We start from the raw sequence: 20,179 nt of genomic DNA on the forward strand, positions 1-20,179 counted from the left end.
ATGTAATTTTGCAGGGGCAATCGGTTCTTTACGAATAGTCACAGCTTTTATTCTCCAGGATTAATGAATCGCTTCCTGCCCATGAGCGGGCACGGTCGTTGTTTTTTTATGTTGATAGCAGGTCGATAGCGTAATGGCGGAAATACCGGTAAACACCAGAGTAATCACGCCCATAATGAGATAGGTATGTTCGAAGCCAATTTTTTGATAGGCGTAACCGGCTGGCGGCGCAACCACCACGGAGCCCACGTAAATCATCGCCTGATATCCCAGCAGATACATCGTGGCATTCACCCGCTTGTCAAAGTGTTCAGCGATGTACTTAAAGACGGAAACCAGAATCAGGGCAATTTCAATACCGTATAGCGGTTTGACCAGGCAAATAATTAGCGGGTCGTTCGTCAGTCCGGAAATTATTAATCTCAAGCTGATAACGAGCCCGGTCAGTATCATCCCCTGTTTAGCCCCAATGCGATTAATAATCGCAGGCACCAGCATCATGCCAAAAAACTCAGCGGCGGACTGCGCGGTACTCATATAGCCAAACATCGCATTACCCTCTTCTTTTGTATCAAAGAAGGTAACGAAATAGCGGGAGAATTGTTGTTCTGCAATAAACATCATCCATGCAACACCCGCAATATAGAGCGCAAACGTCCAGAATTTTTGATTGCGCAGCAGCTGGAATACATCTCCAATAACAATTTTCTCTTTCGACAGGACGTTGTTATCTTCCTTGCCAAAATGGTCCACTTTAAGCGTCAGTAAAACCGCAAACATGCAAAGCGCAGATACTGAGCTAATCACAAAATTGATTTTCGGCGACATATTGTAGATGTAGCCAGAGAACGAGGAGGCCGTGGCCCAGCCTAATGCCGCCCACATACGAATGCGGCCAAATTCCATATCATATAGACGGCTAAAGCGATCGACATAGGACTCTTCGGCGGCCACACCTGCATACCAGCCGAGGCTAAAAAAGAGCGCTCCGACAATCATTCCGCTAATAAAGTGCGTTTGTAAAAGTGGCAGATAACACCAGATATAAAAGGGAGCCATTAACGCCGAGACAATGCAGACAAAATAGAGCAGATGCTTTTTCATGCCCATTTTATCCATGATATAGCCGTACACCGGTTTAATCACCACGGCAAAAACACCGTTAATCGCAAATACCGTTCCGATCTCCACACCGTCCAGCCCGGCCTTATCGCCCAGCCAAATAGCATAGAGCCCAAAACTGGCCGCCCAGGTAAAAGTAAATAAAAAGACAAAGAGACTAAGTTTGATATATGCCGAGCGCGTCGACTGAACAGAGCTGATCATATTTTTTCTCCGCAAGTGCGTCAGTTAACTTATTTCCAGCGTTTTTGCATTTAGCGTCAGGATCTGCTTTTCCCTTTCAAATGCCACGACAGCATCAATGGATAATGAGGGAAATATCGTGGCGTTGACGTGGCAAGCCAGCCAGTGCGTGCCGGGTAGCAACGTTTTACCAAGACATGGAATAGCGGCAGGTGCAGCGTACAAAATGTTGCTGTTAGGCGGGGTAATGACTATCGAGGGCTGGCGTTCAGTCAGAAGATCGTCAATATGACTTACGCCAGACGCGGCGCTGAGCGTGATCCCATTTTTCAGCATCTGCGTTTGCGTTATCTGATGCTGATTAAGGGCGAACCCGCCTTCGACACAATCGAGCGTGCGCTGCGTTTCGACCCGATGAAGACGAACATGCCCTTGCTCATAAGGGATAAGCCAGGTGGTTACGTTCACATCAGGCCACGGTTGCCAGACGCTGCGGATCCAATCCGTTGTCATCTCAACGGATTGGCACTCGCGGCGAGTGCGCCAATAACCGTCCTGCTCGCTGAACAGCAAAGCTGAATCGCAGGAGGCGTGATTCAGGCCATAAACGTCACGCGCCAGGGTGAAACCAAAATGGCTGGAATAAGCAAATTTGCTATATTTAGCGTCAAAATTCACAAAATTATTGCGATCGTGTTGGCCCGACATCAGCATCCAGACATGCCGATCATCATCCGCATGAATAATAAACTGCCCCGCTTCCACTACCGGGTGGATTGTCTCTCGCGGCGATAACGGTGCCGCATCCGCCTGCCAGAAAACACTCTCCTCCGGTAATGCCAGAATCAGCAACGCTTTACACGCCCAATAAGGTGAACAAGGGCTGTTATAGTCCTCAGTCATAATCAAATTGGGATAGGTATAGCCGAGCGTAAACAGACCATCTGGCGCAATGAAAGGTTGTTTTAGCCACCATTCGATATGACGAAGTATCACGCCTTTCACCACCCCAGGCGTGAAAACATCAAGCCCGGTATAGGCCACCGCACTCCAGAACGCCACCTGCACAAAACGGTAGGTCAGGCTGCGGCCAAAAGGAATTGCGCTTCCCTCGGCGGAGAAATAGTGAATATACTCTTTGGCGAACTGACGCGCGCGCTGACGATAGCGTAAGCAACGCTCTGGATCGGCATCCTGCATAAAGTGGCTATACAGCAAACTGTAGAAATGAAAGCCGCTGGAAATATAGTAATCACGCGGTTTATCAGCGCCGTCAGAATACCAACCGTTGCCTAACCAGAAAGACTCAATAGCGTTCAAATGCTGGTTAATGACCATCATGTCATAATGGCGCCCCACGCTTTTCAGCCCCAGCTGTACCAGCACCGGAAAAAAGTGCCAGTTATTATCTGGAATTTGAATATCCTCGCTCTGGCGTAACCAACGCTCCAGGTTATTTTTTTCCTGTTCGGAAAGCGAGGCCCACAGGCCGCTATCAGGCAGAGCTAACGCGAGACCAAAGGCTGCCATTTCAACACAACGTTGATCGTTATTCGCTAAGTCTCCCCAATAATCAGGATGTTTTGGGTCACTGCCGTGGCGGATACCACGAATAAACGTTTCACGATATTCTTCGCCCTCTTTTCCACTCAATAGAGGGGCCAGCATCCACAATAATCGGGCGAAACCTTCCATCCCTGCTATATCTCGTGGATATTGCGCGGATGTCTCTCCGGCATCCAGTCGCGTATTTTCCCGCGTCAGATGAGGAATGGCTGATGACAGCCATTGCTTCGCTATTGCAACGTACTCTTTCCTTGTTCGCATAATGAAATCTCGTTTCATTTGGTAAAGTGTCGGACGCATAATAGGAAAGGAGGACGACGCGCGATTGTGACAGCTGTCTTATTTCTGCACACGACGCGTGACAAAGCACAATATTTTGTTCAGATTGAGGCGAAAAATTCGATTACGATGATAAAAATTTAAATTTGTTCACATGGTCTGGGTGAGACAAAAATGGCACAAACAGAAGAAAGCAGCTATCTGGAGCACATCAATCTCAACGATAAGTCGATTTACTTTAATCGAATGAAAGATATGCCAGCCAACTATTATCACTGGCATCAATGCGTAGAGATACTGAGCGTGTCGCAGGGTGTCGGCATTGCGCTGATGGATCACCAACAATATACCGTAAAGCCTGGGCGCATTTTTATTTTCCCGCCGGGTAAGCTGCATAAAGTGTTTGTCGAGCAGGATGCCCGCAACCATTACCATCGAACGACCCTCCACTTTAACGGTACGCAAATTGAACAATATCTTCGCGATTTTCCGCGTCAGCAGATGCTGTTGCGCCAGCTTTGCGCTCGGGGCGAAAAAGCGCGCGTTTTTGATGTTGGTGATATGCAGCCAATTATTGAAACGCTGCTAAGCCGTTTTGAGGCACTGGTACAGAGCAAAACGTTTAGTATCAGCGATAGCGCATTTCTGGTGATGCAATTAATCAGTCTGCTTCCGTATGAAGAGCAGGCTACCGGGCAAAATACCTTTTCGGTGAGAATAATTCGCTGGATAGAAACGCATTTCCACGAACGTTGTTCCCTGGAAGAGATCGCCGCCGAAATGGGCTGTTCGCGCGGGCATGCCTCACGCCGCTTTCATGAAGAAACCGGCGGTACCATTCAGGAATATCTGATGATGCGCCGCATCCGTCAGGCATGCGAACTGTTGCTGCACACCCAAAATTCAGTGAGAGATATTGCCGAGCAGGTCGGTTTTTCTGAGTATGCGTGGTTTATTACCTGTTTCCGTAAAAATATGGGAAAAACACCTCTGCAATATCGTAAAACTTATGCCTCGGTTTGATGTTGATTTTTGGATTAATATACAGGTGTCCAATCAATATCGTTTGCATTAATCCAGTCGATTATTAAATGTTCAAACAAAAATTAGAGCACTATACGGAAGCAGAAATGCTAGCCTATCTACATGAGTTTTTCGATTATCCCAAAAAACTCAAAAATGAAAACGAAGATATCAATGTATACATTAGCAAAATGGTAAGGCATTTACTCAAAATCACCCATCATCCTGAAGGTAGTAGTCTTATATTCCCCCCCCGATGACAGAGAAGATTCTCCTGAGGGTGTTTTAGAAGAAATCAAACGCTGGCGGAAATCCCAAGGACTCCCGTTGTTCAAAGACAGCGAATAATTATGCCCACTGTGCAATGTCGGATGATGAAGAAAACCATCATCCGGCAAAAACCACCCTACTTCTGGCAATTCGGGCACCAGTAAAACGGCCTCGACGACATCGTCGTTTTCTCAATCACGCCACCACACCGCTCGCACGCTTCGCCATCACGATGAAAGACCTTAAAGCGGAACAGTGCGCCGTGATGTTTATTCTCATCCACTTGCCCCCGCGTGTTGTACGACAACCGCGGGATCACCAGCAACGCCTGCGCCAGCGCATCAAGCTGCGCATCAGTAAGCTGCGAGGCTTTACGCTGCGGGGCAAGCTGCGTCTGCCAGAGAATTTCAACGCGCAGATAATTCCCTAACCCGGCGAGAAACGCCTGGTCCAGTAACAATCCGGAAAACTGGCGATTGCGAAAACGCGGCGATAACAGACGCGCTTTAACATCGGCTTCCGTCAGCTTAAGGTCGAGCACATCCGGCCCAACGCGCTGTAAAAACGGATGCGTGGTCAGTTGCTCGGGCGTTAACATCTCGATGTCCGAGGCGCTGTAAAGCAGAATCGCTTTATCCGCCGTTTGCAGCTTCACGCGCAATACGCGCGTGGTTTGCGGCACGGAATTCGCCTCCACCACACGCCATACACCGTAGAGCTGATTATGGCTATAGAGCGTCAGACCGTTTGAGAAGTGGGTGAGAAGCGCCTTACCGCGCGTTTCGATATGGGTAATGCGCTGCCCCACCAGCAGAGATTCATAAGGTTTCAGTTGTTCGAAGGCAAACCACACCTCAGTGAGTGGTTTGCCTTTAACAGCTGCCTCCAGGCTATCCGCCGCGCGGCGGATCTCCGGGCCTTCAGGCATAATGTCATCCTTTGTTAATGCGTTGCACCGCCGGTGACCTGAATATCGTTTTCCACCTGTAAGGCTGTGGCAATCGCCAGCTCCAGGCCCTGACGTACAGTTTCCGCCGCCATGCTCGGCGCACCAGGATGCGCCGCCGCCTGCTGCGGCAGATACGGAATATGGATAAAACCGCCCTTCGCTTCCGGCAAACCGCTCAGTTTATGCAGCAGGCCATACATCACGTGATTACACACAAAAGTGCCCGCCGTTTGCGACACCGACGCGGGAATACCCGCCTCACGCAGCGCGCTCACGATGGCTTTGATCGGCAGCGAACTAAACCACGCCGCCGGGCCATTCTCCACAATCGGCGTATCGACCGGCTGATTACCCCGGTTATCCGCAATACGAGCGTCATCGACGTTAATCGCCACGCGCTCAACGCTGATATCTGTGCGGCCCCCAGCCTGCCCGACGCTCAGAACGAGCGTCGGCGAGAGCGAATCAATGGCCGCGTTCAGTTCAATCAGCGCTTCGCCAAATACGCATGGTAGTTGACGCGCCACGACGCGGCACCCGCCGATGATAGCATTATCAAGACGCGAAACGACTTCCCATGAAGGGTTAACCGCTTCGCCATCAAACGGCTCGAACCCGGTGATTAATACTGTGCGCATTTTCACTCCTTACAGGAACATCAGGAAATAGAGCAGGAAAACGTTAACCAGCAGCAACAGCACGCCCGTCGGCACCTGCGCTTTGATCACCGCGTTTTTATCCGGCAGTTCAAGTAGGGCTGCCGGAACGATATTGAAGTTCGCCGCCATCGGCGTCATCAGCGTACCGCAATAGCCTGAGAACATACCAATCGCCGCCATCACCGCCGGGTTGCCGCCGTGCTGCAACACCAGAATCGGAATGCCTATCCCGGCCGTGACAATCGGGAAGGCCGCAAAGGCGTTGCCCATCACCATCGTTAACAAGGCCATGCCAATGGTATAGACCGCCACGGCAATAAACCGGCTGTCGACCGCAAGATAGGTTTTAGTCAGCCACGAAATCCCTTCGCCCACGCCTGCGGCGGTAAACAGCAGGCCGAGGGTTGCCAGAATCTGCGGCAGAATAAACGCCCAGCCGATGGAGTCCAGCAGGCGACGGGCTTCCTGAATCGGTTGATGCACGCGCTCGTGGGTCATTTTAATCGCCATTGCCAGGCCAATCAGCGTGCCGACGGTCATCGAGAAAAGCGTGACCAGCGTGGAGTGATTGCCTTCGCCAAACAGTGAGGTCTGTAGGCCCGGCACGTTGTTAAACAGCAGCACACCGATAACGGTCACCACCGGGATCGCCAGCGCTGGATAGAAAAGACGGTTCCCCAGACGGCTGGCGCTCTCTTCACGCTGTTTCTGCGTGCGCTGAGAATAGCTCCCCAAACGTACGCCGCCGAAACCGGCAATCAGCGCCATCAGCACCACCGCCACGCCAACGGCGATATGCACTGTACGCTTGTCGCCAACCAGTTCATAAGCCCAATCGCCGAGTAAAAACAGCAGGCCGTAGACGCCCCAGAAAAGGCCCGTGGTCAGACGGCGCGGGTTGGCTTTATCGCCCCAGGACATCAGCGCCACAATCAGCAGTACGATCCCCGCCAGCCAGTAGAGGTAACTTTGTTGAAAATGCATTATGCGTCTCCCCTGGCTGCCGCCGCATGGGCTTTCGCCACTTCGCGTTGCAGGTAATTATCCAGCCGCCACATCCGGGCGCCGTGGATCAGGAACGCACACAATGCGGTAGGGATACCCCACAGGGCGATGTGCAGCGGTTCGGTCTGAATACCACCCGACTCCAGCATAAAGTTATGCATGAAGATCACCGCGCCGAAAGCCACGAAGATATCTTCACCAAAGAACAGCCCGACGTTATCGGTCGCCGCCGACATCGCGCGCAGGCGATAACGCACCGCCCCCGGCAACTCGCCATGAATTTTTTCCGCCGCGCCTTCCGCCATCGGCGCCAGCAATGGGCGCACCATTTGCGGATGCCCGCCGAGGCTGGTCAGCCCCAGCGCCGCCGTGGCTTCACGCACGAAGAGATAAACCACCAGCAAGCGACCGGCGGTTGCACTGTGAATTTTGGCAATCCACGCCTGGGCGCGCTCTTTCAGGCCGTGACGTTCAAGCAGGCCGATAACCGCCAGCGGCACCAGCAGAATAAACGGCAGGTTACGCGTGTTGAGGAAGCCCTCGCCGAGCTTTTCGAGGATAGTCAGCAGCGGCATATGCGCCGCCAGACCGGTGACAATACCGGCGGCAATCACCACCAGTACCGGGTTAAAACGCAATAAGAATCCAGCCACAATGACGGCGATACCCATCAGCGGCCAGAGAGATACCATCTCTCCCATTATATCCACCCTGCCTATGTTATGTTGTTGTATACCCGTCATACTTCAAGTTGCCTGTGCGTTGGCTGCACTCGCTCACCCCAGTCACGTACTTGTGTACGCTCCTGGGGATTTACTCGTTTGCCGCCTTCATGCAACTCGAATTATTTAGGGTATAAATGTTCTAGTTATATGCGCTTAAGCGCTAATTTTTATACTGCGCTCGTCAAAAGCGCGACGCAAGCGGCGGGCGAAAAGAAGCGCGTGTTCCCCGTCACCGTGCAGACATACCGTTTGTGCCGTTACCGGGGTCCAGACGCCGTTAATGCTTTTCACCCGTCCTGATTCCACCATCTCCAGCGTTTGCGCCAGCGCCTGCTCTTCATCGCTGATGAGTGCGCCCGGTTGGCTGCGCGGCACCAGGCTGCCATCGTCCTGATAACCCCGGTCGGCAAACACTTCCTGCCGCGTGACCAGCCCGCAACGTTCCCCTGCGCGTATTAACTCGCTCCCCGCCAGGCCCACTAAAATCAGCGATGGCGAGCAGTCATGCACCGCGCGGGCGATGGCATCCGCCAGCTGTGGATCTTTGGCCGCCTGGTTATAAAGCATGCCGTGCGGTTTCACATGGCGCAGGGTGCCGCCCTGCGCGCGGGTGATGGCATCCAGCGCGCCAATTTGATACAGCGTCTGGGCGTAGACCGTTTCTGGCGGCAACTGCATTGCCGTGCGGCCAAAGTTTTCGCGGTCAGGGAAGCTGGGATGTGCGCCAATCGCGACACCGTTTTTCAGCGCCTCACGCACGCTTTCAACCATGGTTTGCGCATCGCCCGCGTGGAAGCCGCAGGCGATATTAGCGGAAGAGACCAGTTGTAACAGGGCGGCATCGCTGCCGCAGCCTTCGCCTAAATCGGCATTTAAATCAATGAGCATCGTTCAGTCGCCATGCCAGTTGTTCCAGATAACGCAGCTGATCGTGGCGCGCTTTTAGCGCCTCTTCCAGCGTACTGGGAACGAAGTGGATCGGTTGCCCGAGGGGAATTTGCGCCAGCTGATACATATCGGCTTCGATAATGCAGGCAATGCGTGGATAGCCGCCGGTGGTTTGCGCGTCGTTCATCAGCACAATCGGCTGGCCGTTATGCGGCACCTGCACCACGCCCGGCAGCAGGCCGTGCGAATACATTTCGCGATCGGTCTGGCGCATCAGTGGTTGCCCTTGCAGGCGATAACCCATGCGGTTGCTTTGCGGGCTGAGCTGCCACGGTGAACGCCAGAACGCTTCCTGTGACGCCTTATCGAATTCGTGATATTCCGGCCCCGGCAGCGCACGGATGCGGTTGCTGTGCTGCAACTGTTTCACGCCCTGCGGCCCGTCGAACTGGCGCACTGCTTCGCCCAGCGGCAGCGTATCGCCATCCTGCAATCGCCGCCCTTCCAGGCCGCCAACGCCTACTTTCAGGTCGGTACTGCGCGAACCCAGCACCAGCGGGACATCAATTCCGCCGGCTACCGCAAGATAGCTACGAATGCCGTGAACGGGGCGTTTGAGAACCAACTGCTGCCCGGCTTTCGCCCACTGTCGCCAGCCGCTCCAGACCGGTTTATCATCCAGCTGCGCGTCGCAGCCTGCGCCGGTTAAGGCAAACCAGCCGTCGCGGGTAAATTCAACGCTAACCTGCCCGAGGGTAATTTCCAGTGCTGCAGCGTTAGCGTCATTGCCCACCAGCAGGTTAGCGGTGATCAACGCGGGTTTATCCAGCGCGCCGCAGCGGCTGATCCCCGACTGGCGCAGCCCTTCTCGCCCGCTGTCCTGTACCGAGGTATAAAGCCCGGCGCGAATGAGTTTTAGCATACGCCCTCCTTTTGCGGCACAAAGCGCAAGGTATCGCCGGGGCGTAACAGCACCGGATCTTCTTTGTGTGGATCAAACAACGGCTGCGAGGTCAGGCCAATCAGCTGCCAGCCACCCGGCGTCGCGAGCGGGTAGATCCCGGTTTGTGCGCCGCCGATCCCAACCGATCCCGCAGGAACCGACAAACGCGGTTCGGCGCGACGCGGCATGGCGAGTTGTTCCGGCAGGCCGCCAAGGTACGGAAAGCCCGGCTGGAAGCCGAGGAACCACACCACGTAATCCACCGATGCGTGCAGTTCAACCACCTGCTTTGGCGTTAGACCGCTATGTTGCGCGACCTCATTGAGATCGGGCCCCTGCTCACCGCCGTAAATCACCGGAATTTCGATATAGCGGGATTCCGGCTCCAGCGCGTCACTCTCCTCCCACCAGCGCTGTAAACGCTCAATGGCATCGAGGGCCAGCTCCTGCGGGTTACGCAGAATCACCGTAATGTTATTCATCCCCGGAATGGCTTCCACCACTTCCGGTTGCTCAGCCAGACGCTGAGTTAATCGCCAGATTCTTTTCTGGCTCGTCAGGGTGACCGGTGGCTCAAGTTCGAGCACCACCGCCGTTTCCCCTAATAGATAACAACGCGCTCGCTGCACTCTTTACCCTCTTTAATCAGGCCGGGTTAGGGATGTCGACAAAGGTCACATCCAGATCGGTCGTTTCATTCAGCCATTCGCTTAATGCGCGAATGCCGCCGCGTTCAGTGGCGTGATGCCCTGCCGCATAAAAATGCAGCCCCTGCTCGCGGGCGGAGTGGATGGTTTGCTCGGACACTTCGCCGGTGATAAACGCATCGACGCCAAAACGGGCGGCGCTATCAATAAAGCCCTGCCCGCCACCGGTGCACCACGCCACGCGGCTGACTTTATCCGGCCCGGTGTCGCCGCTCCACAGCGGTTTACGCCCCAGACGCGCTTCAATCCACGAAGCCAGCTCAAGCCCGGAAACCGGCATGGAGAGCTCGCCCCACGGTACCAGCGGCTCAATTTCGCCCATCACGTTAATGCCCAGCAGCTGCGCCAGCTGCACGTTGTTACCCAGCTCCGGGTGCGCGTCCAGCGGTAAATGCCAGCCAAAAAGGTTGATGTCATTGCTGAGCAACGCTTTCAGGCGGTTGCGCTTCATGCCGCGAATCACCGGCGATTCGCCTTTCCAGAAGTAGCCATGGTGGACGATAACCGCGTCCGCCTGCTGGCGAACCGCTTCGTCAATCAGCGCCTGGCTGGCGGTCACCCCGGTGACAATTTTTTGAATCTCTTCGCGACCTTCGACCTGTAAGCCATTTGGCGCATAGTCGCTGAAGGCGGCGCTGCCGAGTTTGTCGTTAATCAGTTGTTCCAGCTCGGTATTTTTCATCATCGCTCCCTTGTGCGCGAATGTCGTATCACAGACTAAAATAGCGTCCTCTGCGCCTGACGTCGATAACCCATTCTTTGTAGTCGAAATCAGGCGTCAAACTTGCCCTTTTCAACATTTAATCACACAAATTACTTTTCTTTACCTGAACGATATCCTGTATATTTATGCAATCAGACAGCATATTACATAAATATCTTGAGCTGCTTCGCAAAAATACATCACGAAAACAAATCTATCCGGCGCTGAGATGCCCGATAGAACCGAGGTTAGAGCACTATGAACACGTCACAGCCGCGAGCGATTTACTACGTTGTCGCCCTGCAAATTTGGGAATACTTCAGCTTTTACGGCATGCGCGCGCTGCTGATTCTGTATCTCACCAACCAGCTTAAGTACGACGATAACCACGCCTATGAACTGTTCAGCGCCTACTGTTCACTGGTTTACGTGACTCCGATTCTCGGCGGCTTCCTCGCGGATAAGTTATTGGGAAATCGTATGGCCGTAATGATCGGCGCGTTCCTGATGGTGGTGGGTCACCTGGTGCTGGGTGCCAGCGAAATGGCGCCGGTGTTCCTCTATTTGTCGCTGGCAATTATTGTCTGCGGCTATGGGTTGTTTAAATCTAACGTCAGTTGCCTGCTCGGTGAACTTTATCACCCGGAAGATCCGCGCCGTGACGGCGGTTTCTCTCTGCTGTATGCCGCCGGGAATATTGGCTCGATTGTCGCACCTATCGCCTGCGGCTACGTGCAGCAGGAGTATAGCTGGGCGATGGGCTTTGCGCTGGCGGCGATTGGTATGCTGGCCGGGCTGGTGATTTTCCTGTGCGGCAATCGCCACTTCACCCATACGGCGGGCGTCAATAAAGCGGCGCTGCATGCACGCCAGTTTGGTCTGCCAAACTGGGGCTGGCTGCTGGTGCTGCTGGTTGCCACGCCGTTACTGATCACCGTTCTGTTCTGGAAAGAGTGGTCGGTATATGCGCTGATTGTCGCCACGGTGATTGGCCTTGGCGTGCTGGCAAAAATCTACACCAAAGCGGAAAACAGCAAACAGCGTAAAGAGCTGGGGCTGATTGTGGTGCTCACTTTCTTCAGCATGCTGTTCTGGGCCTTCGCGCAGCAGGGCGGCAGTTCCATTAGCCTGTACATCGACCGTTTCGTAAACCGCGATATCTTCGGTTATGAAGTGCCTACCGCCATGTTCCAGTCGGTGAACGGTTTCGCGGTGATGCTGTGCGGCGTGGTGCTAGCGTGGCTGATTAAAGAAGGCGTGAGCGGCAACCGTACCGTGCGTATCTGGGGTAAATTCGCCCTGGGTTTAGGGCTGATGAGCGCAGGTTTCTGCATTCTGACTCTCAGCGCACGCTGGTCGGCGGCCTACGGTCACTCCTCTATGCCACTGATGGTGCTGGGGATGGCGGTGATGGGCTTTGCCGAACTGTTTATCGACCCGGTCGCCATGTCACAAATTACGCGTATTGAAATTCCCGGCGTCACTGGCGTACTCACCGGGATCTATATGCTGCTGTCGGGGGCGATTGCCAACTATCTTGCGGGCGTGATTGCCGACCAGACCTCGCAAAGCGCCTTCGATGCGGCGGGCGCGGTGAACTACGCTATCGACGCCTACATTGACGTCTTTAGCGAGATTACCTGGGGGGCGCTGGCCTGCGTAGGCGCTGTGCTGGTGATTTGGCTCTATCAGGCGCTGAAATTCCGCGCCCGTCGTCTGGCGGCCCAAGCGTAATCTTTATCCTTTCCGCGCCGCCTCATAGGCGGCAAGCGTTTCACTCCGCGCCTGTTTGTGATCGACAATCGGGCGCGGATACGCAAGCGTTACGCCCTCTTTATCCGCCCACTTCCAGGGTTCATGAATCAATTTTTGCGGAACCTCCGCTAACTCACTCACCCACTGGCGGATAAACTCGCCCTCCTTGTCAAACCGCTCTCCCTGCGTCGTCGGGTTGAAAATGCGAAAGTACGGCGCGGCGTCCGTGCCGGTAGACGCCGCCCACTGCCAGCCGCCGTTGTTCGCCGCCAGGTCGCCATCTATCAACTGCGACATAAAGTAGCGCTCGCCTTCGCGCCAGTCGATAAGCAGATCTTTCACCAGGAAACTGGCGGCGATCATCCGCAGGCGGTTATGCATCCAGCCCGTGGCGTTAAGCTGTCGCATCGCCGCATCGACAATCGGGTAGCCCGTTTGCCCTTCCTGCCATGCCTTCAAATGTTCAGGCGAGACGTGCCATTTCACCCGTTCCGTCCAGCCAATAAAGGGCCGATGTTTACACAACGCCGGGTTGTAGGTCATCAGGTGACGGTAAAACTCTCGCCAAATCAGTTCATTTAGCCAGACGCTTCCCGGCCCGTCATCCAGCGTTTTTGGCTGTTCGGTCAGCAGACGATGCAAACACTGACGCGGGGAGATAGCCCCGATAGCAAGCGCCGCAGACAAACGACTGGTACCCTCAATCGCCGGAAAATCGCGCTGAGACGCGTACTCACCCGCGCCCTGCTGACAAAACTGCCGCAGCTGGCGAATCGCGCTTTTTTCATCGGCGGCAAAAAGAGATGCATCGAAATCCTGCTGCGGATAGCTGAACGTAATCGGTGCACACGTCACGCTGTGCGCCGCATTTTTCCGCTTTGCGGGGGCCGCGACACACTCAGGCATGCCATCATTCAGGCGCGTCAGCCACGCTTTTTTAAACGGCGTGAACACTTTATACATCTCATGATTGCCGGTCATCACCGCGCCCGGCGACAGGATCACGCTGTCATCAAATCCCTGACAGCGCACTTCATCCAGCGCCTTTTCTACCGCCGCATCGCGCTGACGCTCGTTCACTTCATATTGATAGTTGTAGAAAAGAGAGCTCACCTCATGCTCATCGCAAAAGATTTTTAACGCCTCTACGCTTGCGGCGAAGTCATCGACTTCCACAAACGCCAGCGGGATCCCCTTTTCTTCCAGCGATGCGCGCAGCGCGGTGAGGTGAGCATGAATATACGCCGCCTGTCTGGGCGACATCGCATGTTGCTGCCACTGCTTTGGCGTAGCGATATACAGCGCTATCACTGTCGCATCGGCAGAGCGACAGGCGGCGGATAGCGCAAGATTATCATTCAGGCGTAAATCGTGGCGAAACCACATCAGATGGGTGGGCATAGCGCTCCTGCATTAAGATCCATAACGTAAACGAAGGGCCTCCGGCCAGGGGTCGAAATAGCGTTGTGTGGCGAGATAAGTATCGGGAAATTCTGCCATATAGTGTTTGAGCAGGGTAACGGGTGCAAGCAGCGGCTGCGTGGCCAGACGGTAGCCCTCAATCAGGGTTGAAAGCTCCTGACGCTGGCGGCTGTTAAGCTGTTTACGGAAATAACCCTGTACGTGCATCAACACATTGGTGTGATTGCGCCGGGTGGCCGGAATAGAAAGCAGGTTCATCAGCCGCTGGCGATAAGCAATAAACCACGCGTCCAGCGATTCCCATTCATGCAACGTCGCGACAAAACGGCCCAGCTCGCGGTAATCGGGCTGAGAATGGGCCAACAGTGAAAGTTTGTAACGGCTGTGATACGCAATCAGCTTCCCGCGCGTGAGGCCTTCTTCGCGCAGGCTGTTCAATTCATGAAGCGCGTAAATACGCTCAACGAAGTTTTCGCGCAGCACCGGATCGTGCAGCCGTCCGTCTTCCTCCACGGGTAGCCACGGAAAGCGCGCCATCAGCGCTTCGGTGTAAATACCGCGCCCGGCTTTACGGTTGTTTTTGCCGTCCGCCTCGTAAATACGTACCCGCTCCATACCGCAGCTGGGTGATTTCGCGCAGACGATATAGCCGCACAGCGTCTCAAAGGGGGCGATCCGCTGCGCGCTGAACTCGCGCATGGCCTGGGTTAAATCACCTTCCCGGCCATCGCTAAAACGCAGCGCAACCTCGTCTTCTGCCACCTTAACCAGCCGTAGCGCCGGGCGCGGCACGGGTAAGCCAATCGCCATCTCCGGGCAAACCGGCTCGAAACGCACCCACGGCGATAACTCTTCCACCGCAAAGGGTAAACGCTTATGGCCGCCATCAAAACGGACGGGTTCGCCTAACAGGCAGGCGCTGATGCCAACGGGAATTTTCTTTTGCATACTGACTCCTTACTTCCTCTCTGTAAGTGTAGCCAGCGGACATAAAAAAACCGCCGTCAAATGACGGCGGTTCTCGTTGAAAAGTCTGATTTACGGGCTGTTGAGCGCTTAGTAGAAGTCACCTGCTGCTTTTTCCGCCTGATCCATCCACACCGGCTTATCGCTGGTTTTCGACCAGACGCGATGCAGATAGCTGTAAAAACGTGCGCGATCTTTCCAGAACAGCATGACCGGCAGGGCAATGACGCCAGCCGCCACGGCGAAAGTACGACGCAAAATGACAATGTGTGCTGGATACTCTTTATACAGTTCCATTTTCTCTCCCCAAGTGTTGGCTGGCAATCTACGCCATAAAAGAACTTCAGTAATCTGGCTAAAATAATACCGCTTTGACTGTAATTTTACTACTCATCCGACCACTTATTTTTGGTTATTTAAGTTTAATTTACATTCACTCCGTAACTAAGTTACAAAAAGGTTAAATTAATACTAACCATGAGTTAAATCATGGTCTTTGCCATTTTTATACTTTTTTTACACCCCTCCCCCTGATTTTTGCGAAATCTTTGCACCGAAAATCCTACCGTTAATCCAATCACTTAATGTGTTGGAGGTGGGTTGTGACTACAGGCGTAATAGCCGGCATGGTGCTGGTGTTCCTGTTACTGGCGTATCTGGTGTACGCCCTGCTGAATGCGGAGGCGTTCTAATGGCCGCTCAGGGATTTTTACTTATCGCCAGTTTCTTCGTCGTTCTGTTCATACTGGCGCGCCCGTTAGGCAAAATGCTGGCGGGCATGATCGCCAACGAGCCGCTGCGCGGTGAAACCGTACTGTGGCGAACGCTGGGGATTTCGACCGACGAAATGAGCTGGCAGCGGTATGCGCTCGCCATTCTGCTGCTCAACCTTTGCGGCCTGGTGGCTCTGTTCGCGCTGTTGATGCTCCAGGGCGTGCTGCCGTTTAATCCGCAGGGGTTTCCGGGGCTCTCCTGGCATCTGGCGCTGAACACTGCCGTCAGCTTTGTCACCAATACCAACTGGCAATCCTACGCCGGGGAAACCACCCTCAGCTATTTCAGCCAGATGGCGGGGTTAACCGTACAAAACTTCCTGTCGGCGGCGAGCGGTATCGCGGTGCTTTTCGCCCTCGCCCGCGCATTTGCCCGCCAGCGTGTGACTACGCTCGGGAACGCATGGGTCGATCTTGTGCGCATCACGCTGTGGGTGCTGCTGCCGTTATCGCTGCTGGTCGCGCTGTTCTTTATTCAGCAAGGCACGCTGCAAAACCTGTTGCCGTATCAGCACATCACCACGCTGGAGGGCGTTAGCCAGCAGTTGCCGATGGGGCCGGTCGCCTCACAGGAAGCAATCAAAATGATCGGCACCAACGGCGGCGGTTTCTTCAATGCCAACTCATCGCATCCGTTCGAAAACCCGACGGCGTTGACCAATTTGGTGCAGATGCTGGCGATCTTCCTGATCCCTACCGCGCTCTGCTTCGCCTTTGGTGAAGTGGTGAATGATAAACGACAGGGCCGCGCGATTCTGTGGGCGATGAGCATCATCTTTGTCATTTGCGTCGCAGTAGTGATGTGGGCGGAAACCAAAGGCAACCTGCACCTGCTGGCGCTGGGCGCAGACAGCAACCTTAACCTGGAAGGGAAAGAGAGCCGCTTTGGCATTCTTGCCAGCAGCCTTTATGCAGTCGTCACCACGGCAGCGTCCTGCGGCGCGGTCAACGCGATGCACGACTCCTTCACCGCCCTTGGCGGCATGGTGCCGATGTGGTTGATGCAGATTGGTGAAGTGGTGTTTGGCGGCGTCGGTTCCGGGCTGTACGGCATGTTGCTGTTCGTTCTGCTGGCGGTGTTCATCGCCGGGCTGATGATTGGCCGCACGCCAGAGTATCTGGGTAAAAAAATCGAAGTGCCTGAAATGAAAATGACCGCGCTGGCAATTCTGGTGACGCCGACGCTGGTGCTGCTCGGCACCGCACTGGCGATGATGACCGACGCCGGGCGCAGCGGCATGCTCAACCCAGGCACCCACGGCTTTAGCGAAGTGCTTTACGCCGTCTCCTCTGCGGCCAACAACAACGGCAGCGCCTTTGCAGGGTTAAGCGCCAACACGCCGTTCTGGAACTGCCTGCTGGCGTTTTGCATGTTGCTGGGCCGTTTTGCGGTGATTGTGCCCGTGCTGGCCATCGCCGGTTCGCTGGTGAACAAAAAAATCCAGCCCGCGACACCCGGTACGCTCGCCACTCACGATGCGCTGTTTATCGGCCTGCTGATTGGCACCGTGCTGCTGGTCGGCGCCCTGACCTTTATTCCCGCCCTGGCGATTGGCCCGGTCGCGGAACATCTTTCCCTGTTTTAAGCATTGCGGAGTATGTGTTTATGAGTCGCAAGCAACTGGCGCTGTTTGACCGCAAACTGGTTGGGCAGGCGATTACCGACGCCATTAAAAAACTCAGCCCGACCATTCAGTGGCGTAACCCGGTGATGTTTATCGTCTGGATTGGCAGCGTGTTGACCACCATGATGAGCCTCGCGATGGCAACCGGGCACCTACAGGGTAACGCGCTGTTTAGCGGCGCGATCGCCCTGTGGCTGTGGTTTACGGTGCTGTTCGCCAACTTCGCCGAAGCGATGGCGGAAGGCCGCAGCAAAGCGCAGGCCAACAGCCTGAAGAGCGTGCAGAAAACCGCCTTCGCCCGCAAACTTCGCGCCCCGCAGCACGGAGCCGAAATGGACCACGTACCGTCTGATGAACTGCGCAAAGGTGACGTGGTGCTGGTGGAAGCCGGTGACATCATTCCCTGCGATGGTGAAGTGATTGAGGGCGGCGCGTCGGTGGATGAAAGCGCCATCACCGGGGAATCGGCCCCCGTTATTCGTGAATCCGGCGGCGATTTCGCGTCGGTGACGGGCGGGACGCGTATTCTCTCCGACTGGCTGGTGATCCGCTGTAGCGTCAACCCAGGCGAAACCTTCCTTGACCGGATGATCGCCATGGTCGAAGGCGCACAGCGTCGCAAAACCCCCAACGAAGTGGCGCTGACGATTCTGCTGGTCGCCCTGACTATCGTCTTCCTGCTGGCGACCGCCACCCTGTGGCCCTTCTCCACCTGGGGTGGTAAACCGGTGAGCGTGATCGTTCTTATTGCTCTGCTGGTATGTCTGATCCCAACCACCATCGGTGGCCTGCTGTCGGCCATTGGCGTTGCCGGAATGAGCCGCATGCTGGGCGCTAACGTGATTGCCACCAGCGGCCGCGCAGTGGAAGCCGCAGGCGACGTCGATGTATTGCTGCTGGATAAAACCGGCACCATTACCCTCGGCAACCGCCAGGCATCGCAATTTTTACCGGCTAACGGCGTGGATGAAAGAACGCTGGCCGACGCCGCGCAGCTCTCGTCGCTGGCGGATGAAACGCCCGAAGGCCGCAGCATCGTGGTGCTCGCCAAACAGCGTTTTAACCTGCGCGAGCGCGACGTACAGCAGCTACACGCCACCTTTGTACCCTTTACCGCGCAAACCCGCATGAGCGGGATTAACATCGATAACCGCATGATCCGCAAAGGTTCAGTGGATGCCATTCGCCGCCACGTTGAAAGTAACGGCGGGCAATTCCCGGCGGATGTCGAGCATCTGGTTGACGGTATCGCCCGTCAGGGTTCAACCCCGCTGGTGGTCGTGGAAGGCGCGAAAGTCCTCGGGGCGATTGCCCTGAAAGATATCGTAAAAGGCGGCATTAAAGAACGCTTCGTGCAACTGCGCAAAATGGGCATCAAGACGGTGATGATCACCGGCGATAACCGCCTGACCGCTGCCGCGATTGCCGCCGAAGCGGGCGTCGATGATTTTCTCGCCGAAGCGACGCCGGAAGCCAAGCTGGCGTTGATTCGCCAGTATCAGTCCGAAGGCCGCATGGTGGCGATGACTGGCGACGGCACCAACGACGCCCCGGCGCTGGCGCAGGCTGACGTGGCGGTGGCAATGAACTCCGGCACTCAGGCGGCGAAAGAAGCGGGCAACATGGTCGATCTCGATTCCAACCCCACCAAGCTGATTGAAGTGGTGCATATCGGTAAACAGATGCTGATGACGCGCGGCTCACTCACCACCTTCAGCATCGCCAATGACGTGGCGAAATACTTCGCCATTATCCCGGCGGCGTTTGCCGCAAGCTGGCCGCAGCTTGGCGTGTTGAACATCATGCATCTGCATTCCCCGGATTCAGCGATTCTGAGCGCGGTGATTTTCAACGCCCTGATCATCGTCTTTCTGCTGCCGCTGGCGCTGAAAGGTGTGAGTTATCAACCCCTTTCCGCTTCTGCAATGCTGCGCCGCAATCTGTGGATTTACGGCCTGGGCGGCCTGATTGTGCCGTTTATCGGCATTAAAGCTATCGATCTGTTACTGACTCTGTTGGGTCTGGTGTGAGGTACGCAATGTCTCTGCTTCGTCCTGCTGTTGTGATTTTTCTTTTTCTGGCACTGATTACCGGCGGTGCTTATCCGCTACTGACCACCGCACTCGGCCAGTGGTGGTTTAACGATAGCGCCAACGGTTCGCTGATTATTGAGGGCAATCAGGTGCGCGGTTCCACGCTGATTGGGCAAAACTTTACCCAACCCGGCTACTTCCACGGTCGCCCCTCCGCCACGGCGGACATGCCCTATAACCCGATGGCATCGGGCGGCAGTAATCTGGCGGCGAGCAACCCGGCGCTGGATGATGCGATCCGTGCGCGCGTGGCGCAGCTGCGGGCAGCCAACCCGGATGCCCCGGCCGCCGTTCCCACGGAACTGGTGACGGCCTCCGCCAGCGGGCTGGATTACGGTCTGACGCCGGAAAGCGTGCGCTGGCAGGTGCCGCGCGTCGCCAAAGCGCGTCACGTCTCAGCGGAATGGCTCAATCAACAAATTGATGCCGCCACGCAGAAACCGCTGCTCGGTTTTCTCGGCCAACCTGTGGTAAATATTGTTGAGCTGAATATGGCGCTGGATGCCTACAAGGATAACTGATG

General features: G+C 55.1%; 19 protein-coding genes and 1 pseudogene. 7 read left to right on the forward strand and 13 right to left on the reverse strand.

What is annotated here, in order from left to right; translation table 11 throughout:
* Positions 1-60 precede the first annotated feature (60 nt).
* Both G163CM_RS10680 and G163CM_RS10685 read right to left on the reverse strand, forming a co-directional pair.
* The gene (locus tag G163CM_RS10680; protein WP_231828151.1) at positions 61-1,326 is read right to left on the reverse strand and encodes an oligosaccharide MFS transporter; all 1,266 of its coding nucleotides are present in this window, start codon (positions 1,324-1,326) and stop codon (positions 61-63) included.
* A gap of 24 nt (positions 1,327-1,350) precedes the next feature.
* Positions 1,351-3,132, reverse strand: coding sequence for a DUF2264 domain-containing protein (locus G163CM_RS10685; protein WP_231828153.1), 1,782 nt, complete (start codon positions 3,130-3,132; stop codon positions 1,351-1,353).
* Positions 3,133-3,324: 192 nt separating this feature from the next.
* Between G163CM_RS10685 and G163CM_RS10690 the strand changes: the two genes are divergently transcribed.
* Together G163CM_RS10690 and G163CM_RS10695 are read left to right on the forward strand one after the other, a co-directional pair.
* Positions 3,325-4,173 (forward strand): AraC family transcriptional regulator, encoded by an 849-nt coding sequence (locus G163CM_RS10690; RefSeq protein ID WP_231828155.1) that lies wholly within the window; start codon positions 3,325-3,327, stop codon positions 4,171-4,173.
* A 68-nt stretch (positions 4,174-4,241) separates the two neighbouring features.
* Positions 4,242-4,521, forward strand: a pseudogene (locus G163CM_RS10695) (bacteriocin immunity protein).
* A 58-nt stretch (positions 4,522-4,579) separates the two neighbouring features.
* Here G163CM_RS10695 and nei read toward each other — a convergent pair.
* From nei to G163CM_RS10735, 8 genes are all read right to left on the reverse strand, one after another.
* Positions 4,580-5,371 carry an endonuclease VIII gene (gene nei / locus G163CM_RS10700; protein ID WP_231828156.1) on the reverse strand — a complete coding sequence of 264 codons (792 nt, stop codon included), beginning with the start codon at positions 5,369-5,371 and terminating at the stop codon, positions 4,580-4,582.
* Between the two features lie 14 nt (positions 5,372-5,385).
* Positions 5,386-6,030: a pyroglutamyl-peptidase I gene (gene pcp, locus G163CM_RS10705; RefSeq protein ID WP_231828158.1), complete on the reverse strand. Its 645-nt coding sequence runs from the start codon at positions 6,028-6,030 to the stop codon at positions 5,386-5,388.
* Between the two features lie 9 nt (positions 6,031-6,039).
* Positions 6,040-7,035, reverse strand: coding sequence for a DUF979 domain-containing protein (locus G163CM_RS10710; protein WP_015965326.1), 996 nt, complete (start codon positions 7,033-7,035; stop codon positions 6,040-6,042).
* Positions 7,035-7,757: a DUF969 domain-containing protein gene (locus tag G163CM_RS10715; protein WP_015965327.1), complete on the reverse strand. Its 723-nt coding sequence runs from the start codon at positions 7,755-7,757 to the stop codon at positions 7,035-7,037. Before G163CM_RS10715 ends, G163CM_RS10710 begins: the two co-directional genes overlap by 1 nt.
* Before the next feature lie 177 nt (positions 7,758-7,934).
* A complete protein-coding gene (pxpA, locus tag G163CM_RS10720; protein ID WP_231828160.1) occupies positions 7,935-8,669 on the reverse strand; it encodes a 5-oxoprolinase subunit PxpA in 735 nt (244 codons plus the stop codon).
* Positions 8,659-9,591: a 5-oxoprolinase subunit PxpC gene (pxpC, locus tag G163CM_RS10725; RefSeq protein WP_231828161.1), complete on the reverse strand. Its 933-nt coding sequence runs from the start codon at positions 9,589-9,591 to the stop codon at positions 8,659-8,661. Before pxpC ends, pxpA begins: the two co-directional genes overlap by 11 nt.
* The gene (gene pxpB, locus G163CM_RS10730; protein ID WP_231828162.1) at positions 9,585-10,241 is read right to left on the reverse strand and encodes a 5-oxoprolinase subunit PxpB; all 657 of its coding nucleotides are present in this window, start codon (positions 10,239-10,241) and stop codon (positions 9,585-9,587) included. Before pxpB ends, pxpC begins: the two co-directional genes overlap by 7 nt.
* A 16-nt stretch (positions 10,242-10,257) precedes the next feature.
* Positions 10,258-11,001 carry a type 2 GTP cyclohydrolase I gene (locus G163CM_RS10735; RefSeq protein ID WP_231828365.1) on the reverse strand — a complete coding sequence of 248 codons (744 nt, stop codon included), beginning with the start codon at positions 10,999-11,001 and terminating at the stop codon, positions 10,258-10,260.
* Between the two features lie 279 nt (positions 11,002-11,280).
* Between G163CM_RS10735 and dtpD the strand changes: the two genes are divergently transcribed.
* Positions 11,281-12,756, forward strand: a complete 1,476-nt coding sequence (gene dtpD / locus G163CM_RS10740; RefSeq protein ID WP_231828163.1) for a dipeptide permease DtpD — start codon at positions 11,281-11,283, stop codon at positions 12,754-12,756.
* Positions 12,757-12,759: 3 nt separating this feature from the next.
* On the opposite strand, the gene phrB is transcribed toward dtpD, so the two are convergent.
* The 3 genes from phrB to G163CM_RS10755 all read right to left on the reverse strand — a co-directional run bounded on the left by phrB (position 12,760) and on the right by G163CM_RS10755 (position 15,462).
* A complete protein-coding gene (gene phrB, locus G163CM_RS10745; RefSeq protein ID WP_231828164.1) occupies positions 12,760-14,178 on the reverse strand; it encodes a deoxyribodipyrimidine photo-lyase in 1,419 nt (472 codons plus the stop codon).
* A gap of 12 nt (positions 14,179-14,190) precedes the next feature.
* Positions 14,191-15,147, reverse strand: a complete 957-nt coding sequence (locus tag G163CM_RS10750) for a YbgA family protein (RefSeq protein WP_015965334.1) — start codon at positions 15,145-15,147, stop codon at positions 14,191-14,193.
* Between the two features lie 108 nt (positions 15,148-15,255).
* Positions 15,256-15,462, reverse strand: coding sequence for a YbfA family protein (locus tag G163CM_RS10755; protein ID WP_231828165.1), 207 nt, complete (start codon positions 15,460-15,462; stop codon positions 15,256-15,258).
* 287 nt (positions 15,463-15,749) lie between these two features.
* On the opposite strand from G163CM_RS10755, the gene kdpF reads away from it, so the two are divergent.
* The 4 genes from kdpF to kdpC are packed head-to-tail and all read left to right on the forward strand — an operon-like array spanning position 15,750 to position 20,177.
* Positions 15,750-15,857, forward strand: coding sequence for a K(+)-transporting ATPase subunit F (gene kdpF, locus G163CM_RS10760; protein ID WP_083867133.1), 108 nt, complete (start codon positions 15,750-15,752; stop codon positions 15,855-15,857).
* Complete coding sequence (gene kdpA / locus G163CM_RS10765) at positions 15,857-17,524, forward strand: potassium-transporting ATPase subunit KdpA (protein ID WP_231828166.1); 1,668 nt, start codon at positions 15,857-15,859, stop codon at positions 17,522-17,524. Before kdpF ends, kdpA begins: the two co-directional genes overlap by 1 nt.
* 20 nt (positions 17,525-17,544) lie before the next feature.
* On the forward strand, positions 17,545-19,593 hold the full coding sequence (kdpB, locus tag G163CM_RS10770; protein ID WP_231828167.1) for a potassium-transporting ATPase subunit KdpB: 2,049 nt from the start codon (positions 17,545-17,547) through the stop codon (positions 19,591-19,593).
* Positions 19,594-19,601: 8 nt separating this feature from the next.
* Positions 19,602-20,177 (forward strand): potassium-transporting ATPase subunit KdpC, encoded by a 576-nt coding sequence (kdpC, locus tag G163CM_RS10775; protein WP_231828168.1) that lies wholly within the window; start codon positions 19,602-19,604, stop codon positions 20,175-20,177.
* The last annotated feature ends 2 nt before the right edge of the window (positions 20,178-20,179 follow it).

The organism is Pseudocitrobacter corydidari, assembly GCF_021172065.1.
Classification (GTDB): Bacteria; Pseudomonadota; Gammaproteobacteria; order Enterobacterales; family Enterobacteriaceae; genus Pseudocitrobacter; species Pseudocitrobacter corydidari.